Annotated in this window: 27 protein-coding genes and 2 pseudogenes; 21 read left to right on the top strand and 8 right to left on the bottom strand. The window is 67.8% G+C overall.

Going from position 1 to position 23,143, the window contains the following annotated elements; all coding sequences use genetic code 11:
* Positions 1-2: 2 nt before the first annotated feature.
* Both ABZ016_RS13055 and ABZ016_RS13050 read left to right on the top strand, forming a co-directional pair.
* Positions 3-479, top strand: coding sequence for an NUDIX domain-containing protein (locus tag ABZ016_RS13055; RefSeq protein ID WP_356916644.1), 477 nt, complete (start codon positions 3-5; stop codon positions 477-479).
* A 37-nt stretch (positions 480-516) separates the two neighbouring features.
* Positions 517-1,152: an HAD-IA family hydrolase gene (locus tag ABZ016_RS13050; protein WP_356916643.1), complete on the top strand. Its 636-nt coding sequence runs from the start codon at positions 517-519 to the stop codon at positions 1,150-1,152.
* Positions 1,153-1,225: 73 nt separating this feature from the next.
* Here ABZ016_RS13050 and ABZ016_RS13045 read toward each other — a convergent pair whose 3' ends face one another.
* Positions 1,226-1,999 carry a GntR family transcriptional regulator gene (locus tag ABZ016_RS13045; protein WP_356916642.1) on the bottom strand — a complete coding sequence of 258 codons (774 nt, stop codon included), beginning with the start codon at positions 1,997-1,999 and terminating at the stop codon, positions 1,226-1,228.
* A 132-nt stretch (positions 2,000-2,131) separates the two neighbouring features.
* Here ABZ016_RS13045 and ABZ016_RS13040 point away from each other — a divergent pair, with 132 nt between their 5' ends.
* From ABZ016_RS13040 to ABZ016_RS13030, 3 genes are all read left to right on the top strand, one after another.
* Positions 2,132-2,419 carry a hypothetical protein gene (locus tag ABZ016_RS13040; protein ID WP_356916641.1) on the top strand — a complete coding sequence of 96 codons (288 nt, stop codon included), beginning with the start codon at positions 2,132-2,134 and terminating at the stop codon, positions 2,417-2,419.
* Between the two features lie 79 nt (positions 2,420-2,498).
* Positions 2,499-3,350, top strand: a complete 852-nt coding sequence (locus tag ABZ016_RS13035) for an ATP-binding protein (protein WP_356916640.1) — start codon at positions 2,499-2,501, stop codon at positions 3,348-3,350.
* 56 nt (positions 3,351-3,406) lie between these two features.
* Entirely contained in the window at positions 3,407-3,982 is a 576-nt protein-coding gene (locus ABZ016_RS13030) for a class I SAM-dependent methyltransferase (protein ID WP_356916639.1), read from the top strand.
* A gap of 104 nt (positions 3,983-4,086) precedes the next feature.
* Here the strand turns inward: ABZ016_RS13030 and ABZ016_RS13025 are convergent, their stop codons facing one another.
* Entirely contained in the window at positions 4,087-4,302 is a 216-nt protein-coding gene (locus tag ABZ016_RS13025; RefSeq protein WP_356916638.1) for a hypothetical protein, read from the bottom strand.
* A gap of 538 nt (positions 4,303-4,840) precedes the next feature.
* On the opposite strand from ABZ016_RS13025, the pseudogene lexA reads away from it, so the two are divergent.
* Positions 4,841-5,269: pseudogene (gene lexA, locus ABZ016_RS13020) on the top strand (transcriptional repressor LexA); the annotation flags it as partial.
* A 322-nt stretch (positions 5,270-5,591) separates the two neighbouring features.
* On the opposite strand, the gene ABZ016_RS13015 reads toward lexA, so the two are convergent.
* Complete coding sequence (locus ABZ016_RS13015; protein WP_356916637.1) at positions 5,592-5,723, bottom strand: hypothetical protein; 132 nt, start codon at positions 5,721-5,723, stop codon at positions 5,592-5,594.
* 206 nt (positions 5,724-5,929) lie between these two features.
* On the opposite strand from ABZ016_RS13015, the gene ABZ016_RS13010 reads away from it, so the two are divergent.
* The 4 genes from ABZ016_RS13010 (at position 5,930) to ABZ016_RS12995 (ending at position 11,210) form a co-directional block, all read left to right on the top strand.
* Complete coding sequence (locus ABZ016_RS13010) at positions 5,930-8,320, top strand: pentapeptide repeat-containing protein (RefSeq protein WP_356916636.1); 2,391 nt, start codon at positions 5,930-5,932, stop codon at positions 8,318-8,320.
* A 97-nt stretch (positions 8,321-8,417) separates the two neighbouring features.
* Positions 8,418-9,284, top strand: coding sequence for a hypothetical protein (locus tag ABZ016_RS13005; RefSeq protein WP_356916635.1), 867 nt, complete (start codon positions 8,418-8,420; stop codon positions 9,282-9,284).
* A gap of 440 nt (positions 9,285-9,724) precedes the next feature.
* Positions 9,725-10,873 carry a site-specific integrase gene (locus tag ABZ016_RS13000; protein WP_356916828.1) on the top strand — a complete coding sequence of 383 codons (1,149 nt, stop codon included), beginning with the start codon at positions 9,725-9,727 and terminating at the stop codon, positions 10,871-10,873.
* Positions 10,874-10,877: 4 nt separating this feature from the next.
* The gene (locus tag ABZ016_RS12995; RefSeq protein WP_356916634.1) at positions 10,878-11,210 is read left to right on the top strand and encodes a helix-turn-helix transcriptional regulator; all 333 of its coding nucleotides are present in this window, start codon (positions 10,878-10,880) and stop codon (positions 11,208-11,210) included.
* Positions 11,211-11,602: 392 nt separating this feature from the next.
* Here the strand turns inward: ABZ016_RS12995 and ABZ016_RS12990 are convergent, their stop codons facing one another.
* A complete protein-coding gene (locus ABZ016_RS12990) occupies positions 11,603-11,914 on the bottom strand; it encodes a hypothetical protein (RefSeq protein ID WP_356916633.1) in 312 nt (103 codons plus the stop codon).
* A gap of 792 nt (positions 11,915-12,706) precedes the next feature.
* A complete protein-coding gene (locus ABZ016_RS12985) occupies positions 12,707-12,991 on the bottom strand; it encodes a hypothetical protein (RefSeq protein ID WP_356916632.1) in 285 nt (94 codons plus the stop codon).
* 61 nt (positions 12,992-13,052) lie between these two features.
* On the opposite strand from ABZ016_RS12985, the gene ABZ016_RS12980 reads away from it, so the two are divergent.
* The 4 genes and pseudogenes from ABZ016_RS12980 to ABZ016_RS12965 form a co-directional block, all read left to right on the top strand.
* Positions 13,053-13,193: a hypothetical protein gene (locus ABZ016_RS12980; RefSeq protein ID WP_356916631.1), complete on the top strand. Its 141-nt coding sequence runs from the start codon at positions 13,053-13,055 to the stop codon at positions 13,191-13,193.
* Between the two features lie 268 nt (positions 13,194-13,461).
* Complete coding sequence (locus ABZ016_RS12975; RefSeq protein ID WP_356916630.1) at positions 13,462-13,893, top strand: hypothetical protein; 432 nt, start codon at positions 13,462-13,464, stop codon at positions 13,891-13,893.
* Positions 13,890-16,769, top strand: a complete 2,880-nt coding sequence (locus ABZ016_RS12970; protein ID WP_356916629.1) for a tetratricopeptide repeat protein — start codon at positions 13,890-13,892, stop codon at positions 16,767-16,769. The genes ABZ016_RS12975 and ABZ016_RS12970 overlap by 4 nt, the downstream gene beginning before the upstream one ends.
* Before the next feature lie 262 nt (positions 16,770-17,031).
* A pseudogene (locus ABZ016_RS12965) lies at positions 17,032-17,277 on the top strand (S24 family peptidase); the annotation flags it as partial.
* Positions 17,278-17,425: 148 nt separating this feature from the next.
* Here the strand turns inward: ABZ016_RS12965 and ABZ016_RS12960 are convergent.
* On the bottom strand, positions 17,426-17,668 hold the full coding sequence (locus ABZ016_RS12960; protein ID WP_356916628.1) for a DUF6207 family protein: 243 nt from the start codon (positions 17,666-17,668) through the stop codon (positions 17,426-17,428).
* 98 nt (positions 17,669-17,766) lie between these two features.
* Here ABZ016_RS12960 and ABZ016_RS12955 point away from each other — a divergent pair, with 98 nt between their 5' ends.
* Complete coding sequence (locus ABZ016_RS12955) at positions 17,767-18,126, top strand: hypothetical protein (protein ID WP_356916627.1); 360 nt, start codon at positions 17,767-17,769, stop codon at positions 18,124-18,126.
* Between the two features lie 105 nt (positions 18,127-18,231).
* Here the strand turns inward: ABZ016_RS12955 and ABZ016_RS12950 are convergent, their stop codons facing one another.
* Positions 18,232-18,990: a hypothetical protein gene (locus tag ABZ016_RS12950; RefSeq protein ID WP_356916626.1), complete on the bottom strand. Its 759-nt coding sequence runs from the start codon at positions 18,988-18,990 to the stop codon at positions 18,232-18,234.
* On the opposite strand from ABZ016_RS12950, the gene ABZ016_RS12945 reads away from it, so the two are divergent.
* From ABZ016_RS12945 to ABZ016_RS12920, 6 genes are all read left to right on the top strand, one after another.
* On the top strand, positions 18,989-19,129 hold the full coding sequence (locus ABZ016_RS12945) for a hypothetical protein (protein ID WP_356916625.1): 141 nt from the start codon (positions 18,989-18,991) through the stop codon (positions 19,127-19,129). The two genes, ABZ016_RS12950 and ABZ016_RS12945, sit on opposite strands and share 2 nt — an antisense overlap.
* Positions 19,130-19,162: 33 nt before the next feature.
* On the top strand, positions 19,163-19,777 hold the full coding sequence (locus ABZ016_RS12940) for a hypothetical protein (RefSeq protein ID WP_356916624.1): 615 nt from the start codon (positions 19,163-19,165) through the stop codon (positions 19,775-19,777).
* The gene (locus ABZ016_RS12935) at positions 19,750-20,337 is read left to right on the top strand and encodes a site-specific integrase (protein WP_356916623.1); all 588 of its coding nucleotides are present in this window, start codon (positions 19,750-19,752) and stop codon (positions 20,335-20,337) included. The genes ABZ016_RS12940 and ABZ016_RS12935 overlap by 28 nt, the downstream gene beginning before the upstream one ends.
* 627 nt (positions 20,338-20,964) lie before the next feature.
* Positions 20,965-21,426: a hypothetical protein gene (locus ABZ016_RS12930; protein WP_356916622.1), complete on the top strand. Its 462-nt coding sequence runs from the start codon at positions 20,965-20,967 to the stop codon at positions 21,424-21,426.
* A gap of 212 nt (positions 21,427-21,638) precedes the next feature.
* Positions 21,639-22,175, top strand: a complete 537-nt coding sequence (locus tag ABZ016_RS12925; RefSeq protein ID WP_356916621.1) for a DUF4282 domain-containing protein — start codon at positions 21,639-21,641, stop codon at positions 22,173-22,175.
* Positions 22,087-22,824: an NPCBM/NEW2 domain-containing protein gene (locus tag ABZ016_RS12920; RefSeq protein ID WP_356916620.1), complete on the top strand. Its 738-nt coding sequence runs from the start codon at positions 22,087-22,089 to the stop codon at positions 22,822-22,824. The genes ABZ016_RS12925 and ABZ016_RS12920 overlap by 89 nt, the downstream gene beginning before the upstream one ends.
* Here the strand turns inward: ABZ016_RS12920 and ABZ016_RS12915 are convergent.
* Positions 22,821-23,141: a hypothetical protein gene (locus tag ABZ016_RS12915; RefSeq protein ID WP_356916619.1), complete on the bottom strand. Its 321-nt coding sequence runs from the start codon at positions 23,139-23,141 to the stop codon at positions 22,821-22,823. The two genes, ABZ016_RS12920 and ABZ016_RS12915, sit on opposite strands and share 4 nt — an antisense overlap.
* Positions 23,142-23,143 lie beyond the last annotated feature (2 nt).

Raw genomic sequence — 23,143 nt, 5'->3', positions numbered from 1 at the left:
GCATGACGACCTCCACTCCGCCGCTGAGGGAAGCCGCCCGCGCCATCGTCCTGGACGCCGATGACCGCGTCCTGCTGCTGCGCTACGACGAGAACGGCAGCTTCTGGGCGACGCCCGGCGGCTCCCTGGAAGACGGAGAGGACCACGCCACGGCGACACTCCGCGAGCTGAGCGAAGAACTCGGTATCGACGCCAACGCGGTCGAACTGGGGGCACAGCTCGCGGAGCGCAGCAAGGAGCACCTGGTCGGCGGACGCGAAGTCCGACAGGTGGAGAAGTACTTCCTCACCCGCGTCTCCGCTGCCGACGTCGACCCGGCTGGCGCCACACAGCCCGACAACATCCGCGAGCACCGCTGGTGGACCCTTGCCGAGCTGCGCGCCACGGCCGAGACGGTCTACCCGCTCGGTCTCGCCGATCTGATCACCGGCGTCCTCGAAAACGGTGCACCCACGCGCCCCGTCGTCCTGAACGGATGAGCGTTCCCCGCGTGGCGCGGCTGAGCAGACTGCGGGCATGACTGAGAACTGCCCGGCCGGCTCTCCCGCGCCGTACGCCGCCGTGCTCTGCGACATCGACGGCGTACTGCGGCACTGGCCCACTGACGACGAGATCGAGCAGGCCCACGGACTGCCCGCCGGTGCACTCGCCGCCGCGGCCTTCGCGCCGTCCCGCGTCCACCCCGCCATCACCGGGCAAATCACTGATGAGCAATGGCGGTCAGCCGTGGCCGCCGACCTTGCCGCTACCTGCGGGTCGCAGGAACGTGCCCGCGCTGCCGTGGCCGCCTGGTCCGAACTCGTTCCGATCGTGGACCGGGAACTCGTGGCCCTGCTCACCCAGGTCCGTACCGTCGCCTCCGTGGCCCTGGTCTCCAACGGAACCACTCGGCTGGAGCAGGACCTCGCCCGCCAGGGACTGGACGCCGTGGCCGACACGGTGGTGAACACCGCCCGCATCGGCGTTGCGAAGCCCGATCCCCGGGTCTACCGCATTGCCGCCGAACGTCTCGGGGCCACGGCTGACCGATGCCTGTTCATCGACGACACCGCCGCCAACGTGACGGCCGCCCGCGACGCCGGAATGACCGCCTTCCATTACCGCAAGCTCGACGATCTGCGTATCGCACTCGCATCCCTGCTCGGCCAGTAGCCTTCGCACGAAGCGGTATTGGCGGCCGTGGGTGCTCCTCGAGGCACCCCCCTGGGCGTTGCCGTGATGATGATCAGGCGGACTCGGGTGGGTCGACGGCGAACTCGTAGGCCACTTCCCAGCTGCGGTCCGGGACGACGATGTCGGCGGTCTCCACGGCGCGGCCGTCGCTGGCGTAGTACGTCCGCTCGATTGCCAGGACCAGGTCGCCGGTGCTGATACCGAGTAGGGCGGCTTGCTCCTGGGTGGCGCGGGCAGGGCGCGGGATCTCGAGCCAGGTTTCGGTGTCGATGCCGATGGAGCGCATCCGTTCCACCACGCCCTTGCCGGCGAGCGGGCCCATCTCGGGAAGCAGGATGGGGGTGTCGCCGGTGATGGCCATGGGCTCCCAACTGACGGACAGCTGGGCGGGCTTGCCGTCGGCGAGGAACTCGTAGGCCGTGCGCACGGTCGGGTCGCCGGGCGTGATGCCGAGACGCCGGGCGATGTTCTCCGGGGCGGGTGTGCGGGCCTCGGAGGAAGCCTCCCAGGTTCCGTTGCTGCCGATCTCCGACATGTCGGCGCGGAAGGGGCTGCCGCCGCGGCGTTCGCGGTGCCGGGAGCGGATCATCCGGCGCCGCTCGCGCGGCGGGGCCACATAAGTCCCCGACCCTGTGCGGCCTTCGAGAAGTCCTTCGACGATGAGGCGCTCCGTGGCCTTCTGCAGGACGTTGGGGCCTACGCGGTAGTGCTGGGCGAGCTGCGCCCGGGAGGGCAGCTTCGCGCCGACTTCCCACTCGCCTTCCGCGAGTCGGCGCCGCAGGTCGCTTGCGACCACCTGGTGCGGCGGCGGCTCGGCGTTGCCCATGCGCGGACTCCGTACTGGTCGTCGGCTGTCTCAGTGCCGGGATTGCGGCTCTCGATTGACAAGTTAATGCATCAGGTTCAAGCTAATGCATCAGATATACGTTACGTGATCACGCGTGTACAGGGGAGATCCGTGAGCTCGCCGACGACCAGGGCCACCGCGATCGCCTCCATGCTCAGCACGGCGCTCGGCGTGCCCCTGGACGACGACGATCCAGAGGCTGTTCGCACGGAAGCCAGCGACACGGGGCTGCGTATCTCAGCGCCAGTGCCGGACGCACTCAGCGAAGCGGTCCGCCTCGATGTTCTCGCCTTCCTGATGCGAACCGCCGACCGCTTCGGTCACTGCCTCCAACACAGCGGTACTTCCGTCATCTGGGCGGAGATCGAGACGGCCTCCGCCGGAGGAGAAACCCCGTGACCTTCCCCGCGTACCTCGGCCTGCCTCCGTCGGCTGCAGCGCGCCGAAACGATCACCTGAAGGCTCTGGAGCTGACGGCATGACCCATTCGACACCTCTCGCTTCCGGCCCGCCCCAGACAGCCAAGGACGCCGCCCCCGCCGGAGCCGCGGTCGTGCTCTACACGACCAGCGTCAACTCCCGGATCGCTGTCCAGACGCTCACATCCATGCGCGACTTCGCCGAACAGCGGGGGTGGACCGTCACCCACGAGGCGTACGACCTGGCGCCACTCCACATCCCGGCCCGCAGCCGCACCGGCTGGCGCACCGTCCAACAGCTCCTGGCAACCGGCGAAGCCGCCGGTCTGGTCGTACCGGCCGAGCACGAGGTGGCCACCACGCCTGCAGAGCAGAGGGAACTGCGTGAGTGGCTGCTGAGCCTGTCCGCCTTCGCCGCCTACCCGCACGCCGGGCACCACCGAACGCTCCCGCCCGTCAATGAGCCCGCCGACGCCCCGGTCTCCGTCCTCACCGCGCCCGTTGACCGGGAATGGTCCCAGTCCTACGCCATGACCCCGGCGAGCCTGCGCCGACTCCGGGACGATGCCCGCATGCGCCTGACCTTACTGAGGTGGCCCGGTGACATCGTCACGGCGATCGAGGTGCTGTCCCGGCTCGCGTACAACGCCGCCGTGCACGCCCGGCCCGCCGACGAGACTCCCGCGCGAATGACCGTACGACTGGCCGTGACCGAGGACGAGGCACTGCTGATCGACGTGCAAGACCCGCGCCCGGACATTCCGCTCAGCGAGGCCGCCATCGACGGTGAGATGGGAAGGGGCCTGAAGTACGCGCGCCTCCTGGGCGCGACGGTCAGCTGCTTCCTCTCCGAGGACGCCCGGCTCAAGACCGTCCGGGCACAGCTGATGCCGGGCGAGGTATCGCTGTGACCCGCTCGCAGGCCTCCGCCGATGCCACAGGGCACGAAACCGGCAGCCCAGGCGGAGTGCGCCTTTCGCCCGAGCAGTGGGATCACTGGTACCAGACCGGCTGGCCCACCGTAGTCAGTCACAAGGAAGCTCAGCTCTTCTACGACCACGTCGCCCCGAGGCCCGGGATGTCCGCCGTGGACCTGGCGTGCGGCAACGGCCAGTGGACCCGGCAACTCGCCGCCTGGGGGGTGAACGCCACCGGTTTCGACTTCTCCGCCGAAGCCCTCCGGCAGGCCACGGCGGCCGGTGCGGCCGGCGTCACGTACGCGCACTGGGACATCGACGGCGATCCCATTCACCCCATCCTGCAACCAGGCCGCGCCGACCTCGTGACCTGCCGCTACGCGCTGCCGTACCTCCAGTACGAGCGGCTGCTGACGGACATCGGACGCTGGCTGCGCCCCTCCGGCACCTTCTACGCGCTCGTGTACGTCGACCAGCCCGGCGAGTGCAGGAAGCCAGACACCGATCCGTTCCACCGAGGCCTCACCGAACAGGAACTCCGAACTCTGAGTTCCGGATGGGCATTCCGCCGGACGTACTCACTGAGCCGGAGACAGAGGGCAGTGGTACTGCACGACTACAGCTGACCACGTCCGCTTCATCCCGCCGAGGGCAACGAGGCCGCAGCTCCCGGCGCCGCCCGTCCCTCAGGACGGACACGGCGCCGGGTCGCTACAGGATGAAGCCCTATTCAGCGACGGATATGCACCCGTACGTGCACAGTCCCTCCGGCCGCGGCCGCGCCAGCCCCAAGCCCGATGACGGGAGCGAGATACTCGCCGTGGCCCGTCAACGCGAGCACGATGACCGCAATGACGGTGGTGAGCAAGGTTAAGCCGCTGATCCATGTGATCGCGGTCGTCGTAGCCGACGAGGTGGGGGACGGGCTACGGTCGTTCTGAGTCATGGTGTTCGTCCTTGTCTTGAGGCTGTCTCCTGGCTCGGGGGGAGCCGGCCGGCTGTCGGCTTGACGGGCGCGGCCAGCTCGGCTTCCCTCCGGCAGGAGTCTCTTCGTGTTCGGCATGCAGCTCTGGGCGTGCTGCCGCTCGCAACTCGTTGATCAAATCCTGGTTCCTAGCGCGCTAACACTCCTTTGCGAGCGGTGGGTTGATACACGTGATACAAGATCGGCTGTCTCTCGGCCGCCGATGCGCCCATCGAACGCAACGCCGTGATCGCGGGCAACGGATCCTCCCGGCGAACCCGATGAATGGCATGAAAGATCAACTACGCGAGGGAAGGCAGCACCGACAAAGTCGGAAAGTGCGATCTCCACGCCAGGACCGTAGGGCGCATGGCTGTAGCGCTGGAAGCCCCACAGGTGTCGCGACTTGCGCGCTACACCGCGCGCTACACCTAGCCACCCAGTCGAAACGGTGTTCCATTTGTGCTGGATGGCGAGTTAAGGTCGCGTTCCGCGAGGATCTTGTACGGAGGTGGCCGGGATGGAAAACACCGCGCCCTCACGCCGAGGCCGCCCCTTGGGCCCTCAGGCCGCCGCAGGGGAACTTACGAGCCGCCAGGCAGCGATCGTTCGCTACATCACGGAGACCGTCCGCCGGCAGGGCTACCCCCCGTCGATGCGGGAGATCGGCCAGGCCGTGAAGCTCGCCAGCACGTCCTCGGTGGCCCACCAGCTGATGGCCCTCGAGCGCAAAGGAATCCTCTACCGCGACCCGCACCGTCCCCGGGCCTACCGGGTGAGGCCGTCGTGGGCACCCGAGTTGGGGGACCGTAGCGAGGCACCTGTCGACGTGCCGCTCGTGGGCCGGATCGCCGCCGGCGCACCCCTGCTCGCCCAAGAGATGGTCGAGGACGTCTACGCCATGCCCCGCCAGATCGTCGGCGACGGCGACCTATTCGCCCTGAAACTGGAGCGCCGACGGGTTCGTTGCGGGTCTTCGTGCGGGAGTTATGGCTGTTAATGCAGGTCGGGGCTGCGCGTAGACGCTTCACTCGATCCTGGGGGGATCTGGCGATTCCTCGCAGATTTCAGGAGTTCTCTCCGTAATTTGCTTGCTTGTGACGGATTCCGGGACTCGCCGCTTCTCCCTAAAACACGGGTGGCGAGTAGCTGTGAAGGACCGGCCTGGCGGGCACGAGGGGCCAGAGCCGCGCGTGTGGTTCGCCGGGGCGGCAGCGCACCCCACAGGGACCCCGCCCGGCCCCTGGCGGAAGGGGCCGGGCGGGGTCCCTTTACGTGGTCAGCCACTGCCAGGCGTGCTGCACGGCCAGTGTGCCCAGGGCGGTGACCGCCCCGCGCAGCAGGGCGTAGCCGACGGTACGGGTGAGGGTGCGAAGGCGGCGGTTGGGCTTGCGCGGTTCCACGATTGGTCCTCCCGGGTCACTGCCGCCCCCGGTCGGTGGCGGCTGCCCCCACAAAGCCGGGCCGGGGTGCCATCCGGCGATAGCCTGATTCGCCTGAAACCGGATCCGGACGCCGTTTATGCTGCTCACGCAGGGGATCCGGAGCGGCAACTCGCATCCGGTGCGGATCCGGAGCGGATGACGCAGGGGCAGGAGGAGCGGCGGCGGTGGCGCAGGAGTCGGGGGCGCAGGCGAGGCTGGTCGCCGCGTTGAGGGACCTCAGGGCCAAGGCCGGGCTCGTCGACAATGCGCGCATCGTCCGCTACGGCCAGCATCAGTCACCGCCGGTCGACTTCAAGCCGCAGACGCTCAGTGACTGGTTCACCGGCCGCTCCGTGCCGTCCAACAAGCGCAATTTCAAAGTCATGATCGACTACCTGCAGGGGCAGGCCCGCAGGAAATCCGGCCGCGCGCCCACCGAGTGGCAGTGGTGGGAGCAGCTGCGGCTGGCGGCGCGCGATGAGCGCAAGGCGGGCGGCCGCCCACCGGTGGTTGTCGAAGCCGTGCGATCGGCTCCTGCTTCTGCCGCGGGCTCCGCCGGGGCACCACAGCCGCCCGCACCCCCAGGCCCGGTACCGGAGGCTGCCGCGCCGGGGGCGGAACCGGGCGGGGCGAATGGAGAGCACAGCCGCACGCCCGAACCGGGGCTGGTCCCGCCTGGGGCCGCGGGCGAGTACACGGTCAGCACGCCCCCGCCGTGGCCGGCGTGCCAAAGCGGAGCCCCGCACTGCCAGGGGCGCCGGATCGAGCCGTATCAGGGATGCTTGCCCCACTTGCCGACCGACGAGCGCGAGGCCTACCTCAGCACTCTCGGGCCCGGCTCGGACATCGACTTGCGCGGCACTGTGCTGACGTCGGATGTGCTGGCGGACGTCCTACGGCGCACACGCCGACCGCCAGGACCCGCCATACACGAAACACCCGTGTCGGAACTGGTGGACCTCCCTCCGGCGGAACTGGGACGCACGCAGTGGGACAGCGCACGGTTCGCCGGAGAGGCCGACTTCGCCCGGGTCGCCTTCACCGGGCCGTGCAGCTTCCATGGCGTCACCTTCGTCGGAGAGGCCGACTTCGCCGAGAGCTCCTTCCGTGAGGACGCGGACTTCAGCGGCAGCACCTTCGCCGATGACGCCTGGTTCAACAGGACCGCATGGAACGGCGTGAGCACCTTCGACGGGGTCACCTTCAGCGGCACCACGAGCTTCGACAGCACTCTCTTCCACCGCAGTGCCAGATTCACAGGCGTCTCGTTCTCGGCCGCGGTGCACTTCGACCGCACGACCTTTGCCCACGACACCGGCTTCGACGGCGCTGCCTTCGGCGACACGGCGCATTTCACCGGTGCTCTGGTTGAGGGACACGCGCACTTCATAGGCAGCGTGTTCTCCCAGCACGCGGACTTCGAACAGGCCCGATTCCGCGCCGATGCGGACTTCCGCCGCGTGGCATTCGCAGCAACACGCGTCCTCGGCCCCCTCACCTGTGAGGGAACATTCAACTTGACCGAGACGCACTTCACCGAGCCGGCCAAAGTCATGGCCTCTGCGACCCGCATGACGTGCCGCCGTACCCGGTTCGAATCCACCGCCACCCTTCTGCTGCGCCACGCCGCCCTCGTCGTCGAGGACGTCGCCCTGGACTGGCCATTGGAGATCACCGGATCTCCCACCCCGCTGATCGCCCGTGACGGCTCGCCTGTGCCCGATCCATCGGGCGACGATGCCTTCGTGCGACTGCTCTCCCTGGCAGGAACAGACGCCGCCCGCCTTCGTCTGAAAGACCTCGACCTCTCCCAGTGCTGCTTCAACGGCGCCACCCAGCTCGAGCAGATCCACCTGGTCGGTGAATGCCGCTTCGCCACCACACCCCCAGGCATCCGCTGGCGTCGTGGGCTGCCGATGAAATTCCTGCCCCGCAGAGCGCTGGCCGAGGAGCACCACTGGCACGCAGCCCGGGGCCACAGCGGATGGACACCGGCGCCACCTGGGGTAGAGGTCCTGGTACCGCAGCAACTGGTCTCCTTGTACCAGGCGCTGCGCACTGCCGCAGTCAACCACCACCGCCCCGAAGCAGCCGACTTCGCCTACGCCGAAGACGACTTCCGCCGCCACGACCTTTCCAGGCCGCGCTCCGAGAGACTGCTGCTGACTGCTTACTGGCTCCTGACCGGCTACAGCCTGCGTGCCAGCCGTGTGTTGAGTTTCCTGGCCGTGTCGATGACGGCCGGCCTGCTCGTCCTCATGCTCTGGGGGCTGCCCAAAGGCCCGATCGAACCGCACCTGCAAGGAACCCTCACCGGCCAGGACATCGCCGTCACCCTTAGCACCCCCCGCCCGGCCCCACCTGACCAGCCCCTGGACCAGCGGATAACCTCCGCGCGCTTGGAACAGGCACTGAGTGTCCTGCTGAACGCGGCGCAGCTGCGGTCATCGCCTGTCGCGCTCACCGCAGCAGGCCGCTACACCGAACTCTCCTACCGCATCATCGCCCCAGGGCTGCTGATTCTTGCGGCGCTGTCCTTCAGACGCCGAAGCCGGATGCAGGGCTGGCCACGGTGACGCTCCTGCCGGATTGCGGGCGCCGGAGGGGACAGAGGCAGCCCACGCACCGGAGCTGGTGAGATGGGCAAGGTTGTGTCCAGGTGGAGGAGGCGGCGTGGACAGACAGGGCCGGGCGGACGCGGTGGACCAGGAGATGGCGGTGCGCCTGCTGCCCGAGGAGGCGTTGACGGCGCTGGGCCGCTGGTGGGCGAAGAACGAGCCGACGTACCCGGACGGGACGCCCGGCGCCCACGCAGTCGTCTACGTCCCGGCGCGGTGGGCGTCGATCGCTCCGTGGCCCGCGGGCCTTGCACCCGCCTCCCACGCCGGTGATGCCCGTGTCAGCCGCGCGGAGGTGACCGGGATGGTCGCCGACGCGCTGCGGCGTGAGGCATTCACGGAGGCCCTGGTCGCCACCTACGTGTGGGGCAAGGGCAAGAGCGGCACACCCGGCGGCAGCGGCCCTTCGACCTTGCAGAAGATCCTGGCGGCCGAGAATCTGGACGCGGCTCTCGCCGCCTCGGTCACGGCCCTGCGCGAGCAGGGCGCAAAGGAGGCCTACATGGTGCTCCACAAGGCGGTTCCCGAATTCGGCCCGTCCTTCTTCACCAAGTTCCTGTACTTCGCGGGCCAGGCACTGCACGCCGTGCCGGGCCTGCAGCCGCTCATCCTCGATAGGGTGCTCTCCCTCAGCCTGCGCCCGCTGGCAGCCGCCGTCGGCCGTGAGACCGGTCTGGATCCCGACGGCACGGTGGCGGCCTGGGTCTGGGCTGAATGGGACTGGACGTCCCACCGGTACGGCGTCTATCTCTCCTTCATGCATGCAGCCGCCCGGCAGATCGCCAGCACGGAAGCCTGGCCCTCTGATGCGACTCCCGACCTGCTGGAGTGCGCACTGTTCAGCGGTCCTGGACCGCGACCGGGGCGGGCTCAGGCCTCCCGCGAGGCGGAGGCGGCCCGGGGGCGCCCGCCAGCGCACTAGGTGACCACGGTCATCGGCGCGGCCGTGGGCCCGGCGAGGTAGCCGTCGATCTGCAGCGCGGTCGCGGCAGGACCTGACGCACGCCCGGGTGTTCATCAGCACGCGTCTTGGTCGTGTTGCTCGAGAGGAGCGGCGTGCGAGGATACCGGCCGTGGCGGGGAAGAGCGGCGTGGCAATGGTGCGGTCGTTGGGACAGGTGCCCACCTGTCTGCATGCTCCGCCAGGTAATGGGCGAGGGCGAGCTGTTCGCCCTTAAACTGGGCGCCGACGGGTTCGCTCCGCTGCCCCGTGCGGGAGTTGTGGCTGTTCATGCAGGTCGAAGGCGCGGGTAGACGCCTCACTCGATCGTGTGGGGATCTGACGATTCCTCGCAGATTCCAGGAGTTCTCTCCGTAATTTGCTTCCTTGTGACGGATTCCGGGACTCGTCGCTTCGCCCTCATCACGGGCGGCGACGTAGCTGTGAAGGACCGGCCTGGCGAGCAAGTGCCGCCGGAGCCGGGCCTGGCCGACGTCCTGACGCTCCAGCGACAGACCGCTGCGACCGCGTCCGTGGAAGCCGAGCGGGCGCTCTTCCAGGACTCCCTTGCCGAGTACCTGTGGGCTCGGGACGTCGCGGGCCTGTCACCGCGCACGCTGGAGTCGTTGGTCCAGCCGGTGCTGGAGATCTGCTCGTACTACGACGTCATGCCGTGGCACCTGACCTCGCGGCAACTGGACAAGTACTTCGCGGGCCCGGGCAAGCGGCCGCGGCACACGACGATCCGGTCGAAGATCAACCGGATCGACCTCTACTACGCCTTCCTCGAACAACGGTACGCCGGCGAGATCCACCGCCGGTTCGGCGCGGTGGTCGAGTCACCCGTCGACGCGTTCAACCGGCCGGTCCACCGCGGGGATTTCGGGCTTCGGATCCCGCCGTCGGCCCGGGCGACGAAGGAGTTCTTCGCCGCGTGGCGGGAGGCGCTGCCGCGGGCGCGGAAGTACCCGGTGGCGGTCCGCAACTACGTGATGTCGAAGCTGACGTACATCTCCGGGGTCCGGGCGGCGGAGCTGTGCCAGGTGCAGCTCGGAGACGTGCACTGGGAAAACGGCCAGTGGGGCCGGTTCCTGGTTCACGGCAAGGGCGCCGGCGGCTCCGGCCCGCGGGACCGCGAAGCCTTTCTCTTCGAAGAGGGCCGCGCGCTCTTGTGGTGGTACGTCGAGGAGGTGCGGGGCGAGTTTCCCGATGACCCCTCCGACCCGCGGGCGCCGCTGTTCCCCTCCGAGCGGCTGGCGAAGTCGCTGGCCGGCATGGAGGGACTGCTCGCCCCGCCGGTGGTGCCCGACACGTTCCGGCGCGCGCTGAAGCTGGCCTCGCACGAGCATCTGCGGGGCCCGGTAAGCGAGCTCTTTCCGCATCTCCTGCGGCACGCCTGCGCGACCCACAACTATGAGGCGGGGATGCCGTTGTGGGACGTGCAGGTCTTGCTCGGCCATGTCTGGGCATCCACCACGGTCGGCTATCTCGCGACCGCGAAGGGCGACCCGGAGCGGGCGAGCCTGGAGTCTTCCCGGCGGGCGGTTCGCCGGCTGAGCACGGAGGCGTGATCCCTTGAAGTGGAACCTGCGCTGGGCCGCGGCCAAGCGCGACATCTGGCGCCCGACCCAACTGCAGGCGGCCTTCCGGGAGGTGGGGTTCACCCCGTCCCTGAGCAAGGTGGCCGCGCTGTGGTCGGGCAAGCCGGTCACCGTCCGGCTGGAGGAATTGGACATGATCTGCGCCGCCCTCCAGTGCACGATCGCGGACCTGATGGAAGCCGAGCCAGTGGCGGCGGCGGAGGGACGCCCGGAGACCGAGCAGCGCGCCGTCGGCGAGAGCGGGCCCGCACGTCCGATTCCGCGGCCTGGCAGCGGCGGGGCCCGGCGTTCGCTGCCGCCGAACTGACCCGGTCGATCGTGATCAGGGGATTCCGAATGCTCGGGTCGTGCGAGACATGCGCGAGCTGGGGAGCGGTGAATGGGAACGCCATGTGCCCTAGGTGCGCGAGGGCGTGGATCCGCGTGTCCTCGGGCAGAGACGGCTGGAGCGAGGCTCCGTGCCGCCGTTGCGCCTGGACCGCGCCGGTGACGCGGGCGGGCGTGTGTGCGCCTTGCCTGCTGGCGGTCCGCCTCGGTGAGGACGACACCTGGGCCTGGGGCGAGCTCCACGACGAAGCCCTCGCGCCGGGCCGACCGCGTCAGCTCACTCTGGCCATCGAGGGGATCGCCCTGCCCGAGGCGAGGCCGGTGCGGATGCCCCAGGCCAAATCCGGGCGGCGAGCGGCCATCCCCGCGTGGTTACGGGCCCGGCTTCCCGAGCAGGTCCGGGACGATCCCCGGATCTGCCCTGTTCAGGTGCCTGGGCAACTGGGGCTCTTCCCGACCCCGGCCCGCCGGTTCGCCCGCACCCATGCTGCCCGCATCGGCGACCGGAGCATCCCCGGGTTCGAGGCTGTCTCCGAGCAACTGCAGCAACTGGCGGACGAGCGCCGGGTACGCGCCCGGACCATGTGGATCTGGCGGCTGGAAGGCTTCGCCCGCCTGGCGCTGGCCGCGCGCGACCCCGACCGGCACCAGGTCGCCGCCGAGGCCCTGAAGGACCTCCTGCACAACGGCCCGATCCTCGGGAAGGCCCTCGATCGTGCCGGTCTCCTCGCACCACCTCCGCCGCGCCGGCTGGCTCCGCCGCGCGGTACCGGACCTCGTCGCGGACAACGAGACCCTGAGCTGCGGGGACAGTGCACGCACTGTCTAGCCTGGGCGAACGACCGCCGAGTCCTGTGTGTGCCGTGTACCAGCTGGTGCTACGAGATCCGCAAACGCGGGGGCAACGAAGCCGAGTGCGACCGCTGCCACCGCACCCTGATGCTCAGCGGCGGGATGTGCCGCATGTGCCGGATCATCGTCGCCGAAACCGAGGTCGACACCGCCCAGATCGCGATGAAGAACGGCGACCAGCTGTGGTTCGCCCGCCCCCACGCCGCCGGACTGGCCGTCGGACGCCTGCTGCCCGGCACCGCAGCGCCCCAAGGCCGCTTCGCCCTCAAACGTCGCCGCGCCCGCGCCGGGGCCGAGACCGCACGCCGACCGTCCGAGCACCTGCTCAACCCCACCCAGATGGAGCTCTTCCCGACCCCGCCCCGAGACTGGCCCCGCCTGGACACCAGCAGCCCGCCCGCCCTCACCCCGACGGCGGCCAACCTGGTTTCTGACTTCACCGCGTACATGCGCGGCCGCGGATGGAACACCGACTCCTTCAGCGGCAGCATCCGAACCCTGCGCATCGTGACCGGACACCTCGGTGCTGACCTTCCCATCCGGGAGAGCGACATCCGGGCCCTGGCCTCCACATACCCGAACCTCCAAGGCGCCCGCGTCATCAATTACCTCCGCCTACGAGGCCTACTCGACGCCCAACCGCCCAGCGACCCGCGCATCGCCCGCGCCCGGCACCACGCCACCGCCATCACTCACCCGGCCTTCGCCGCAGCCGTGCACACCTTCATCGACGTACTCCTCGGCCAGGGCAGCACCACCAGCCGGGCCCGCAGCCCCAAGACCGTCGAGAACTACGTGGCCGCCATCCTGGACATCCTCGAAGCATGGATCGGCGACGGGCTCACCGATCCTCGCGAGATCACCAAGAAGCACATCGAGGACCGCCGTCGACGACTCCGGCCCGCCCATCAGCGCCGGCGTGGTCCAGCAGCTCTTCCAACGAGTCGGCCTGCCGGCCGGACGCCTGCGCGTGGACCGAATCGTCGACGAGGCGCGCCACAGCGCAGACCCCGTCCGGCTGATGGACCTTTTCGGCCTGTCCAACCTCTCTGCCACCCGCTACGTGCTGTCGGCCCACCCGGACAAGAAGCACGGCCCCGTCGCCCCGTAAGGGCCGGTGGGAACCCGCCCAGACACCACGCTCCGCTACGAGATCGTGGTGTAGGGGATCAACTAGACGCACGACTCCACCGTTCCGGCCCGCACACGCCCGCCAGCGGGGCGTCACGTCGGCATCCACAGCACCTTGGCCGCGATCTAAATGACGTCCTCAGCTGCGGCGGGCGACCCGCCCGATGGCACTGTTGGTGCTGGATGTGTGCTCTGCAAGACGAGTGGGTGATCAGGACATATCTGGGTGACAGGGAGATTATTGAGGTATGTCAGGAAAGACCCAGGCGTGGGTTGGCGGCACGATTGCCGTACTCGCCGTTGGGGCGCTGGCGGGGTACTTGATCGCGGTAGGTCTGGACGACGCGGACAAGGTGGCCAGCGTGATCGCCCTGTTCGTGGCATTGGCCGGGCTGGCAGTGTCCGTGGCAGGACTGCGGCGCCAGGCCCGGTCCAGCAGCGGGCAGGTGGTGCAGTCCTCAAGTATCGGCGGAGGCATCGCCCAGATCGCCGACACCGATGGCAGCGTGAAGATCAGGCGGAGTGGGAACCCCGCCGGACCGCCTCCGGCGCTGCCTGCGGGCACGACGTCGCCTACCACCTCACCGAGCGAGGGTGGGCAGTCGGTGCGCGATACGGCTACCGGCGGCCCAGTGGACCAGGTCCGGGACACCGGCGGCGATGTGGAGATCGAGGAATGAGCGGCACCGGCGCTTGGCGCAGGCGCGGCCAGTGGGTGTCCGACTCAGTGGTCTACGGGTCGGTAGTGCAAGTCACCAATGTGACCGGGGACGTATCGGTGCACGCCCCCAGTGGCGAGAGACCTCTGTACCGCGTGCACGACTTCCCGCGAGCCAGGCCAACGATCTCGGTCAAACGCGCCCGCAACCAGCCCGCCCGCCTCCTGCAGGACCGCTACACAGTGGTTGACTTCATCGGCCGCCACACCGAACTCCAGGACTTGGCGGCCTGGCGGGACAGCAGCGACCCCGTGTCCGTGCTGTTGCTCCACGGTTCCGGCGGCCAGGGCAAGACCCGACTGGCCGCCCAGGTTGCCCAGGCCAGCCGCGACCTGGGCTGGCAGGCACTGCAGGCCCGGCACTCCTCTGATCCGGATGTCGGGCCTGCCCAATCACCCGGCGGGGCCGACGAGCCAGCCAACCGAGCCGGGGTCCTTATGTTGGTCGACTACGCAGAGCGTTGGCCCACGTCCGACCTGCTGGAACTGTGCGCCGATGCAACGCGACAGGCAGGCCGGGCCCGGGTGCTTCTGATCGCACGTCCGGCCGGAGTGTGGTGGCAGACCCTCTCCAACGATCTGGACCACATGGATATCGAGACCGCCGAGCTGGCCCTGCACGCGCTGGCAGATGACCCTGACATCAGCCCCGCGGAACTGTTCGCTACAGCCCGTGACCGCTTCGCCGACGTACTGGACATCCCACGCGTCGGTGAGCTTGAGCCACCACCGGAGGCGGCGGAGAATCCCGAGTTTCGGCAGGTCCTGGCCGTGCACATGGCAGCCCTGGCGACCGTCGACGCTTATTACCGCAGACGGCAAGGCGAGGAAGGCGTAACCAGGCCGGCCCTGGGCACACCGGCAGAGGCCTCTGCGTACCTGCTGACCCGCGAACGCTCCTACTGGGAAAAACTCCATGCCAACGGGCGTGTCCACGTCACCGCCGATGCTCTGGGGCAAGTCGCCTATACCGCCGCCCTGACGGGGGCACAGCCTTACGCCGACGGCCTGGAAGCCGTCACCCGGGTCAGTATCGCCAGCACCGAACCCGGTGACCGCATCCTCAAAGACCATGCCGTTCCCTACCCGCCACCAGCCACCATCGGAGATGTCGCCACCGTTTTGGAACCGCTGTACCCGGATCGACTTGCCGAGGACTTTCTCGCCCTCTCAGTCCCTGGGCACACTGTCCGAGGCTACGCCCCTGATCCGTGGTCCGTTGACGTCCCACGACGCCTTCTCGCGCTCCTCAGCCCGGCCTCCCCGGATGCCGCGACATCTGCCTGGCCTCGGACCGCACTGACAGCCCTGATTTCGGCTGCAAACAGATGGCCCCATGTGGCTACCCGGCAGCTCGTCCCGCTTCTGACCAAGCACCCACAATTGGCGGTGCAGGCCGGGGGGGCAGCCCTGGCTGAGCTAGCTGATCTGCCGGGACTGGACGTGCAGGTGTTGAAAGCCATCGAGCCGCATCTGCCGGAAGGCCGGCACACTGACCTCGATCCCGGATCCGCCGTCGTTGCCTACCACCTGGCCAAACACCGCCTCACTCACACCCAAGCCCCTCTTGAGCACGCGAGCGTCCGAGACCGTCTGGCCAGCCGACTGCACTACGCCGGCCTGCACCAGGAAGCTGTTGCCACTGCCCTGGATGCTCTGCGCAACTGGCGATACCTCGCTGCTGCGAACCCAAGGGCCCATGAGCCCGACCTTGCCATGGCACTACACAATCTCGGTGCCTACTTGTCGAAAGTTGGGCAGCGGGAGGAAGCCTTGGCCGCGACCCTGGAGGCGGTGACGATCCTGCAGCGACTGGTAGCAGTCGATTCGGACACCTACGAACCTCCCCTTGCCTCGTCACTCACCAACCTCGGCGCTCACCTTGCGGAAACGGGGCAGCAAGAAGAGGCATTGACCCGGACTCGGGAGGCGGTCGACCTCTATCAGCGCCTCATCACTGCAAATCCAGCCGTATATGCACCCGAAGTCATCTCGGCGCTAGCCAACCTCGGTGCTTTGCAGTCGAAGCTGGGACAGTTGGAGGAGGCATTGGTACCGGCCAGGGAGGCCGTGACCATCTGCCGACAGCTGGCCGAAGCCAACCCGGCCGCCTACGAACCCGACCTCGCCATGACTCTGAACCATCTTGGCGGCAGCCTGTCCCGAATCAATCGGCTGGAGGAGGCTCTATCCCCGACGCAGGAATCGGCCGACATATATCGGCGGTTGGCTGAGGCCAACCCGACTGCCTACGAACCCGACCTCGCTATGACACTAACCAACGTCGCCATCTGTCTGTCACAGATAGGCCAGCAAGAGGAGGCGCTTGCTCCCGCCAGGGAAGCCCTGGCTATTCGGCGGCAGCTGGCCGAAGCCAGCCCAGCTGCCCACGAACCCAAGCTGGCAACGGCGCTGAGTAATCTTGCTGGCTGCCTTGCAGGGATGGAGCTTTGGGAAGACGCTCTGGCCTCGGCTCAGGAAGCGGCCGACCTGTACCGTCAGCTGGTCGAAGCCAGCCCTGAGGTCTACAACCCCGACTTCGCTATGGCACTACGGAACCTCAGCGGCATCCTGTGGCGGGCGAGGGGAAAGGCGGGGCTGCCCGCGGCCCTGGAATCCGCGGTTGAGTCGGTGGAGATCTTTCGTGGCCTGGCTCGGGCAATGCCCCATCCGTACGCCGGCCACCTACGGGAAGCAATACTCGCGCAAGCCGACGTCCTCGACGCGCTCGACCGTACAGAAGAGGCCACAGCTACTCGCGATCTCCTCCTCTTGGCCCCAGAGTTTGTATCAGGGGGGCAACCGTCATACCGGCACCGGCGACCGGACAAGGACTAGTGAGTGTCGCAGGGACGGCAGATCATCCGGCCGCATGCCGCGGCCCACGAGGTGCCTCGGTCGCGGCTCTTTCACCGCCGAGCCCGGTGGCCGCCACCCCCGTTTCGATGTCCTCGCCCCGCACCAGGCCGACGCTGCGGCCGGGCGGAAGATCCGCCCAGACATCCAGGCGAACCCACGCCAGACTCAACGCCATAGTGAAGGAGTCGCCTCGGGTTCCCAGGCTGAGTCCTCCGAGATTCGAAGAACCCGTCGGTTTCCGGTGTCCGGCGACTCGATGATCGACGCGTCGATCTGCGACGGCGACATCGTGACCGTCCGCCGCCAGGACAGCGCCGACCACGGAGACATCGTCGCCGCGCTCCTGGAGGACGAGGCCACCGTCAAGGTGCTGCGTCGGCAGGACGGGCGGGTGTGGCTCATGCCCCGCAACCCGGCCTACCAGCCGATCCCCGGCGACCAGGCGCAGATTCTCGGCAAGGTCGTCGGCGTCCTGCGCGTGCTCTGAACGACCCGGCCGGCAGCGCCGCCGAGTGTGGTGTCGCCGTTTCTTCTACGGTGACTTCACCCGCCTACCGGGCACGCTGGGGAAGGGTGTGGCACCGTGGACGCAGGCGTGGTCCGCCACTCCCCCCGTGGTGGCGGACCACGCCTTTCTACGTGGCCGTCGGCTCCGGCTCCGTCGGGGCGCCCTCCTCGAGGACCTGCCGCAGATCGGTGTACATCCGCAGCCGAACACCGGGCTGGCCGACGTCCCGGGTGGTGTGCTCGGCGGTCGAGGTGCCCCACAGGCGGGCGATCGCGGCCTGGAAGGCGAAGACGGTGGCATCGTCACGGCCCGCCACGTCGATGACGAGCAAGCCGGGCTCGGACAGGTGCGCTTCTCGGATCGGGTCCACGCCTGTCAGTACGTGTTCGTGGACGGCCGGGGTTCTGTTCAGACTCCGGATTCACCTGGGCGGGTGAGTTGTCAGTGTCGACGCCTACCGTTCCCTGTATGACCAGTTCGCCGAACTCCCCTATTCGCTCATGGGTGTTGGAGGCCACCATCCGGACAGCTCCGGCCGCCGATCCTCAATGGCAGGAACAACTCGACAGGCTCCGCCAAATCGCCTCGTACGACCCGAAGACCCAGACGTGGCATGCCCGTCTCGGTGCGCTCGACCTGGCGGGCATGCAGATGCTGCAGACCCTCTTCGACTCCGCGCGCGTCCACGGCACCGAGGTGCGCCTCACGCCCGTGGCGGTCCCGGCGTACTGGGACGGCCCCACCTTCACCAGGGGGCCGGACGTGGCCGCTGTGCTGGAGGCTCAGGCTGATCGTGGTCGGCCGCTCGGGCAGCTTCCTCTGGCCTGACGAGCCCGCGCCCGGTGAGGACTTCGAGCTTGGTTGTCGGCGACCTGCAGGTAGTCGGCGCGGGAGCAGCGCTGGGGATGCCCACCATCCCTTGGTCTGTCGCGCTTATGTCGCACGACGTCCACGCGCGTCGTCTGGGCGATCGCCTCGGTCCCACTGCCGGGCTGACGGGGGACGGGAGCTGATGGCGAAGGCGGCGGGGTAGAGCACTTGACGCCCGTAGCGGGCGCGGGCGCGGTCGGCGACGGCTTCGATCGCGAGGGGTTTGTCGTCGCCCGCGTCGAGGGTGAGCTGCCGGGTGGCCCGGTCGGCGGGGCGAAGGGCATCGGCACGCAGAGCGATGCTGCGGACCCGGGCGCGCTGGAGACCGAGGGAGTCGTACACCGCATAGGCGGCCCGGGCCAGGAGGACGGTGTGCTGGGTGGCTTCGGGCAGGGTCCGGCTGCGGCGGGTGGCACTGAGGTCGGCGTAGTGGATCGTGCAGGTCACGCCCGTGGCGATCTGGCCGGAGGCGCGCAGGCGGGCGCCGAGGTCGTCGGCGAGGGCGAGGAGGACGCGCCGGTGGGCGGCCGGGTCGAGTTCGTCGCGGGCAAAGCGGTGCTCCGTGCTGAGGCTCGCCGGTGCCGGGGTGGGGTCGACGATGGTGGTGTCGCGGCCGTGGGCGTGCTTGTGGAGGGCGCGGCCGGCGCGGGCGCCGAGTAGGCGCTGCAGTGTGGGCTGCGGGACGTCGGCGACGTCGCCGACGGTGTGCAGGCCGTACTCGGCGAGCGTCGCGGCCGCTTTGCTCTTTGACCTGCTCCAAGAGTACGGCGTACAGCCGCCGCTCCAGTTGGTGCCGATGACCGACGACCCCACAGTGGCCATGACCTGGTACCAACAACTCCCGGAGCAGGGCATCGAGGGCATCGTCGCCAAGCGGGCCACCTCCGTGTACAAGGCCGGCCGGATCTGGTGTGTTAACTGCACCAGTCGCTCCGATCCGGGGCGGCTGATCGCCGTCTGAAGGAAACTCCTGTTGTTAGACCTGCGTCACGAGTTGATCGAAGGCCGGGCAGATGTACCCCGTGTCGGTTCGGTCATCGAGCTGGAGACGATTCCCTGGTACGCGGTTGTCGACGGTGAAGGCACTGTCGTTGCTCCCGTCGTTCCGTACCTCCGCAGCTTGATCCTGGACGACAACCGTCCGGCAACCGCCAAGAGCTATGCCCATGACCTCCTTCGCTGGCACCGGCTGCTGTGGTTCCTGGGCATCGGCTGGGACCAGGCGACCGAGGCCGAAGCCTCAGCCCTCGTAGGCTGGCTCCGCGTCGCCCCGAACCCCCAGCGTCACCGCCGAAGCGCCAATGCGCCGCAGCCGGGCTCGGTCAACCCGCGCACCGGCAAGCCCTACCTCAAGGCCGGCTACGCCCCTTCCACGATCAACCACTGCCTGACCGTGATCAGCGGCTTTTACGCCTACCACCGGCACTACAACCGCGGTCCGCTTCTCAACCCGGTACCGGAGTCCAGGGCACAGCGCCGTGCCCTGGCCCACCGGGCTCCGGACGAAGTGATCCCGCAGTTCCGGCGGCCCGGCTCCGACAGCGGGTCCGCAGATCCGACCCCCGCTCGATTCCTGACGGGATGTGGGGCGAGTTCTTCGCGGCTCTGACCTGCGACCGAGACCGGGCGGCTGTTCTGCTCTACGTCTCCAGCGGATCGCGGGCGAGCGAGCTCCTCGGCGTCACGCCCGGGGACATCAACTGGGCCAAGCAGCTGATCCGGGTCGTCACCAAGGGCACGGATGACCGCGAACCCGTCCCGGTCAGCCCGCAGGCCCTAACGGTCCTGGCGGCCTACCTCGACCACATAGGGCTTCCGCAGGCCGGCGAGCCGGTCTTTCGCACCCGCCGGGCCCCGGACCGGCCGCTGACCTACTGGGCGATGCGCCGGGTGATCCAGCGGGTCAACGACAGGCTCCGCACGAACTGGACGCTGCACGATCTGCGGCACACCGCCGCGACCCGGATGGCGAACGATCCGAACCTGACACTCTCCCAAGTCCGGGCGATTCTGCGGCACACCGATCTGGCGACCACAGGCCGCTACCTGAACGCCCGGGTTGAGGACCTCTTCGACGCCCTTCAGCAGCACTACAACCGGCCGCGCGTCGAGCGGACCATCGCACCCGGCTACGACCCCGACGACTTCAAGGCGGTGTTCGGTGGTTAACCGCACCACAGTCGAGACCTACACGGCCCGCAACCGGCGGCCGCAGCCCCGCGACAGCAGCCGCGAGGCGGGGCGGCCCGGGTTCCAAGGGGCCACCCTTGAGGCGGCGCCGGCGCCGCGGCCCAAGCATCCGCCGGCCCCGTTCGGGGATCTGACCACGGCATCAGTCGAGGATCTCTGCGACCTGGCCGCACAGATCCTGCTGGCCGGCGGAGCAGTTTGCCGAGTTGCTGGCCGAAGCTGGGCTCGTCAGCCTCCGCCGCATGATCCGCAACGAGAACCGTGCCCAGCCTCGCCGTTTCGTTTGAGGTGGCTGAGCGGGTCCGATCGCGGTGATGCGGTGGCTTCGATGGCCGGTCGCTGGGCCAGGCATGACCGGGGCCGACGCGCTGGTCGGGTGCGCCGGGGTTCCTCGGGTCCTGGGAGGGCAGGAGCGGTGCCGCTGTTTACGTCCTGGACGGACCAGGCAGCGGCGCCTCACGGGTGAGTACAGGAGCGCTGAGCCACGCCAAGGTGCATCAACTCTAGAGCTGTGATGACCTGGAATGAAGTTGGCCAACACGCTGCTAACCGTCTGCGAGCCTCAGTTGGCGGCATTCGCTAGGTTGTCCTGGGAGGTGGGTCAGAATGATGAGAGGCCGCCTAGTTATCGCATTTTTGGCATTGTCTGGCGTGCTCGTTCTCCTGATTTCTTGTGGCAACACAGGCGGAAACGCGAAGGCGCCCGCCTCCACCATCACCAGGACAGAGACAGCAACAAAAAAGGCGACAGAGACAGCAACGGAGACGGCAATCCCCGATGAAGAGACGACGTCTTCACCGTCGCCTTCATTCTCGACCATCGACGATTTCTATTGGACGGTGCGAAACGACGTTGCCTCTGCGCAAGACTGGGATGACCAATTCATCTCGGTGGAGGCAAATGACATATGCGATAAATACAACAACAGGGGGGCGACATGGGAAGAATTGATAGCAGAGTGGACAGATCCAGACTCTTATCAACTCACCGAGCATGAAGCCGAAATTTGGCTGACAGATGCGTTGGCTGCCTGCACATTGGAAGAGGTTGCCACAGCGACCCCTTGACGTGTCGACGATAACGACGGAACCGAGGATCAACGGGCAGGCGCGATAAGGGCGGTCAGGGTAGTGACTGCACGCCGAACTCTTCTGGCTCAGTTCCCCAATCGAAACCTCTTAGCGAGAGCATTGATTTTGCCATCCGTGAAAGCTTCGTAGGTTACGTCACACTAGGTAGGCCATCCGGCGACTTCGACTGGCCCGCCGACGCGAGGAGCATGCGGATCATGTCAGACAGGACTCACTGCCCCAGTTGCGGCACCCTGAGGACGTCCACTGACCAGGCGTGCCCAGAATGTGGTCACCGGCCGCGATCCGGGATGCCCCCTGGGCCCCCGCCACGCTTCGGCCCTGCACCGCAGCACCCTGACCTGCCGTCAACCCCGACGAAGGGCTTCTTCGCGGGGTTGTTCGACTACGGATTTACTACCTTCGTCACGCCTCGGGTCATCAAGTCCGTTTATGTGGTGGCCACGATCATCATTGCGATCACCTGGCTCTTCTACGTCATTTTGGGATTCAGTATCTCGGCGGGCGGCGGCCTGCTACTGCTCATCATCGGCCCGATAGTGGCGTTGCTGTGGCTCCTCCTGTGTCGAATTGCCCTCGAACTTACGATGGTGCTCTTCCGGATAGGTGCCGACGTGCACACCATTAGAGAACAGAATGATTTCGGTAACAGGCGATCTCTCAGTTCCGAGGCAGTTTCCGCACGGTCACCCAGCCAAGCGGAGGTGTCTCCGGATGACCGTTAAGGGCCGCCACTACCGTTTGCGGAACCTTCATAGGACCGCTCTGGCTGCAATCTCTGCCGCCACCGCATCAGTGATCTTCTTGGCGACTTCTTGCGACTCTGGAGACTCATCGACGGCCCCTAAGTCGTCACCGGAGACAACGAGAACGCAGCAGACCAGTTCCTCCCCCAAGGCGCAAAGTAGTTCCTCGCTCACGACCGCTCCCACGGAGTCTGAAAGCGGGTCTGCCAGCCCAACGACGGGGACTCAGTATCTCAGCGACCTACAACCGTTGAGTTCTTCAAGCGGAGCAGATACCGGATCTGCGGAAGTCAACGGCCAAAACTACGCCCACAGCATATTTCTTCGCGTAGATAAGGGCTACATACCCGAGAATGATGCCGAGTACAACCTAGCGCGCCCCTGGCGGACATTCGAGGTCACGATCGGTCTTCGAGATGATGCCCCAACCGGATGTCAACTGAGATTCGAAGCATTCGCCGATGGAAAACAGATCAGCGATGCGACAGTGTCTCTTGGCGAAGCACGCGATCTGAAGCTGGATATCTCACGCGTGCTGCGCTTGAAAATACAGGTCACTTACGTCTCGCCGACGGACATCAGCAGCTACTGCTACGGGGTCTGGGGCGACGCGCGTCTGGCAACTTAATCTCCAGTACGAGGACCCGTGCCTAACGTCCCTCGCGCAGCTACATGGCTTTCACCTGCATAAACGCCCTGCGAACCCCAGATAACGTGTGATCCCAGGGCGGTCACGTAGTAGATGACCCGTACGCCGTCGATCTCGTCGGCGTAGTCGCGCAGCAGGGTGCCGGGCACCTGGGCGCCGAGGTTCGGGTTGACGCTGATCGCGACGATCGCGCGGTCCAGACGGTGCGTCTCGGACGCGGTCAGTTTCGCGAGCTGGGTGAGCGCGGGCTCCACCAGGATGACCTGGGAGCGCCGCGCGCCGTGCTCAGGCGACACGG

It is taken from the genome of Streptomyces sp. NPDC006372 (genome assembly GCF_040612515.1).
GTDB lineage: Bacteria > Actinomycetota > Actinomycetes > Streptomycetales > Streptomycetaceae > Streptomyces.
This window is presented reverse-complemented; position numbering and strand designations above follow the sequence as displayed.

Excerpts from the sequence above, each read along its gene's own strand:
- ABZ016_RS12970 (WP_356916629.1), top strand. The coding sequence starts at position 13,890 with ATGAGCGGCACCGGCGCTTGGCGCAGGCGCGGCCAGTGGGTGTCCGAC.
- ABZ016_RS12925 (WP_356916621.1), top strand. The coding sequence starts at position 21,639 with ATGCGGATCATGTCAGACAGGACTCACTGCCCCAGTTGCGGCACCCTG.
- ABZ016_RS12950 (WP_356916626.1), bottom strand. The coding sequence starts at position 18,990 with ATGGCCACTGTGGGGTCGTCGGTCATCGGCACCAACTGGAGCGGCGGC.
- ABZ016_RS12935 (WP_356916623.1), top strand. The coding sequence starts at position 19,750 with ATGTGGGGCGAGTTCTTCGCGGCTCTGACCTGCGACCGAGACCGGGCG.
- ABZ016_RS12930 (WP_356916622.1), top strand. The coding sequence starts at position 20,965 with ATGATGAGAGGCCGCCTAGTTATCGCATTTTTGGCATTGTCTGGCGTG.
- ABZ016_RS13050 (WP_356916643.1), top strand. The coding sequence starts at position 517 with ATGACTGAGAACTGCCCGGCCGGCTCTCCCGCGCCGTACGCCGCCGTG.
- ABZ016_RS13035 (WP_356916640.1), top strand. The coding sequence starts at position 2,499 with ATGACCCATTCGACACCTCTCGCTTCCGGCCCGCCCCAGACAGCCAAG.
- ABZ016_RS13025 (WP_356916638.1), bottom strand. The coding sequence starts at position 4,302 with ATGACTCAGAACGACCGTAGCCCGTCCCCCACCTCGTCGGCTACGACG.
- ABZ016_RS12955 (WP_356916627.1), top strand. The coding sequence starts at position 17,767 with ATGACCAGTTCGCCGAACTCCCCTATTCGCTCATGGGTGTTGGAGGCC.
- ABZ016_RS12985 (WP_356916632.1), bottom strand. The coding sequence starts at position 12,991 with ATGGGCGGGCCGGAGTCGTCGACGGCGGTCCTCGATGTGCTTCTTGGT.
- ABZ016_RS12945 (WP_356916625.1), top strand. The coding sequence starts at position 18,989 with ATGACCTGGTACCAACAACTCCCGGAGCAGGGCATCGAGGGCATCGTC.
- ABZ016_RS12975 (WP_356916630.1), top strand. The coding sequence starts at position 13,462 with ATGTCAGGAAAGACCCAGGCGTGGGTTGGCGGCACGATTGCCGTACTC.
- ABZ016_RS13045 (WP_356916642.1), bottom strand. The coding sequence starts at position 1,999 with ATGGGCAACGCCGAGCCGCCGCCGCACCAGGTGGTCGCAAGCGACCTG.
- ABZ016_RS12920 (WP_356916620.1), top strand. The coding sequence starts at position 22,087 with ATGATTTCGGTAACAGGCGATCTCTCAGTTCCGAGGCAGTTTCCGCAC.
- ABZ016_RS13055 (WP_356916644.1), top strand. The coding sequence starts at position 3 with ATGACGACCTCCACTCCGCCGCTGAGGGAAGCCGCCCGCGCCATCGTC.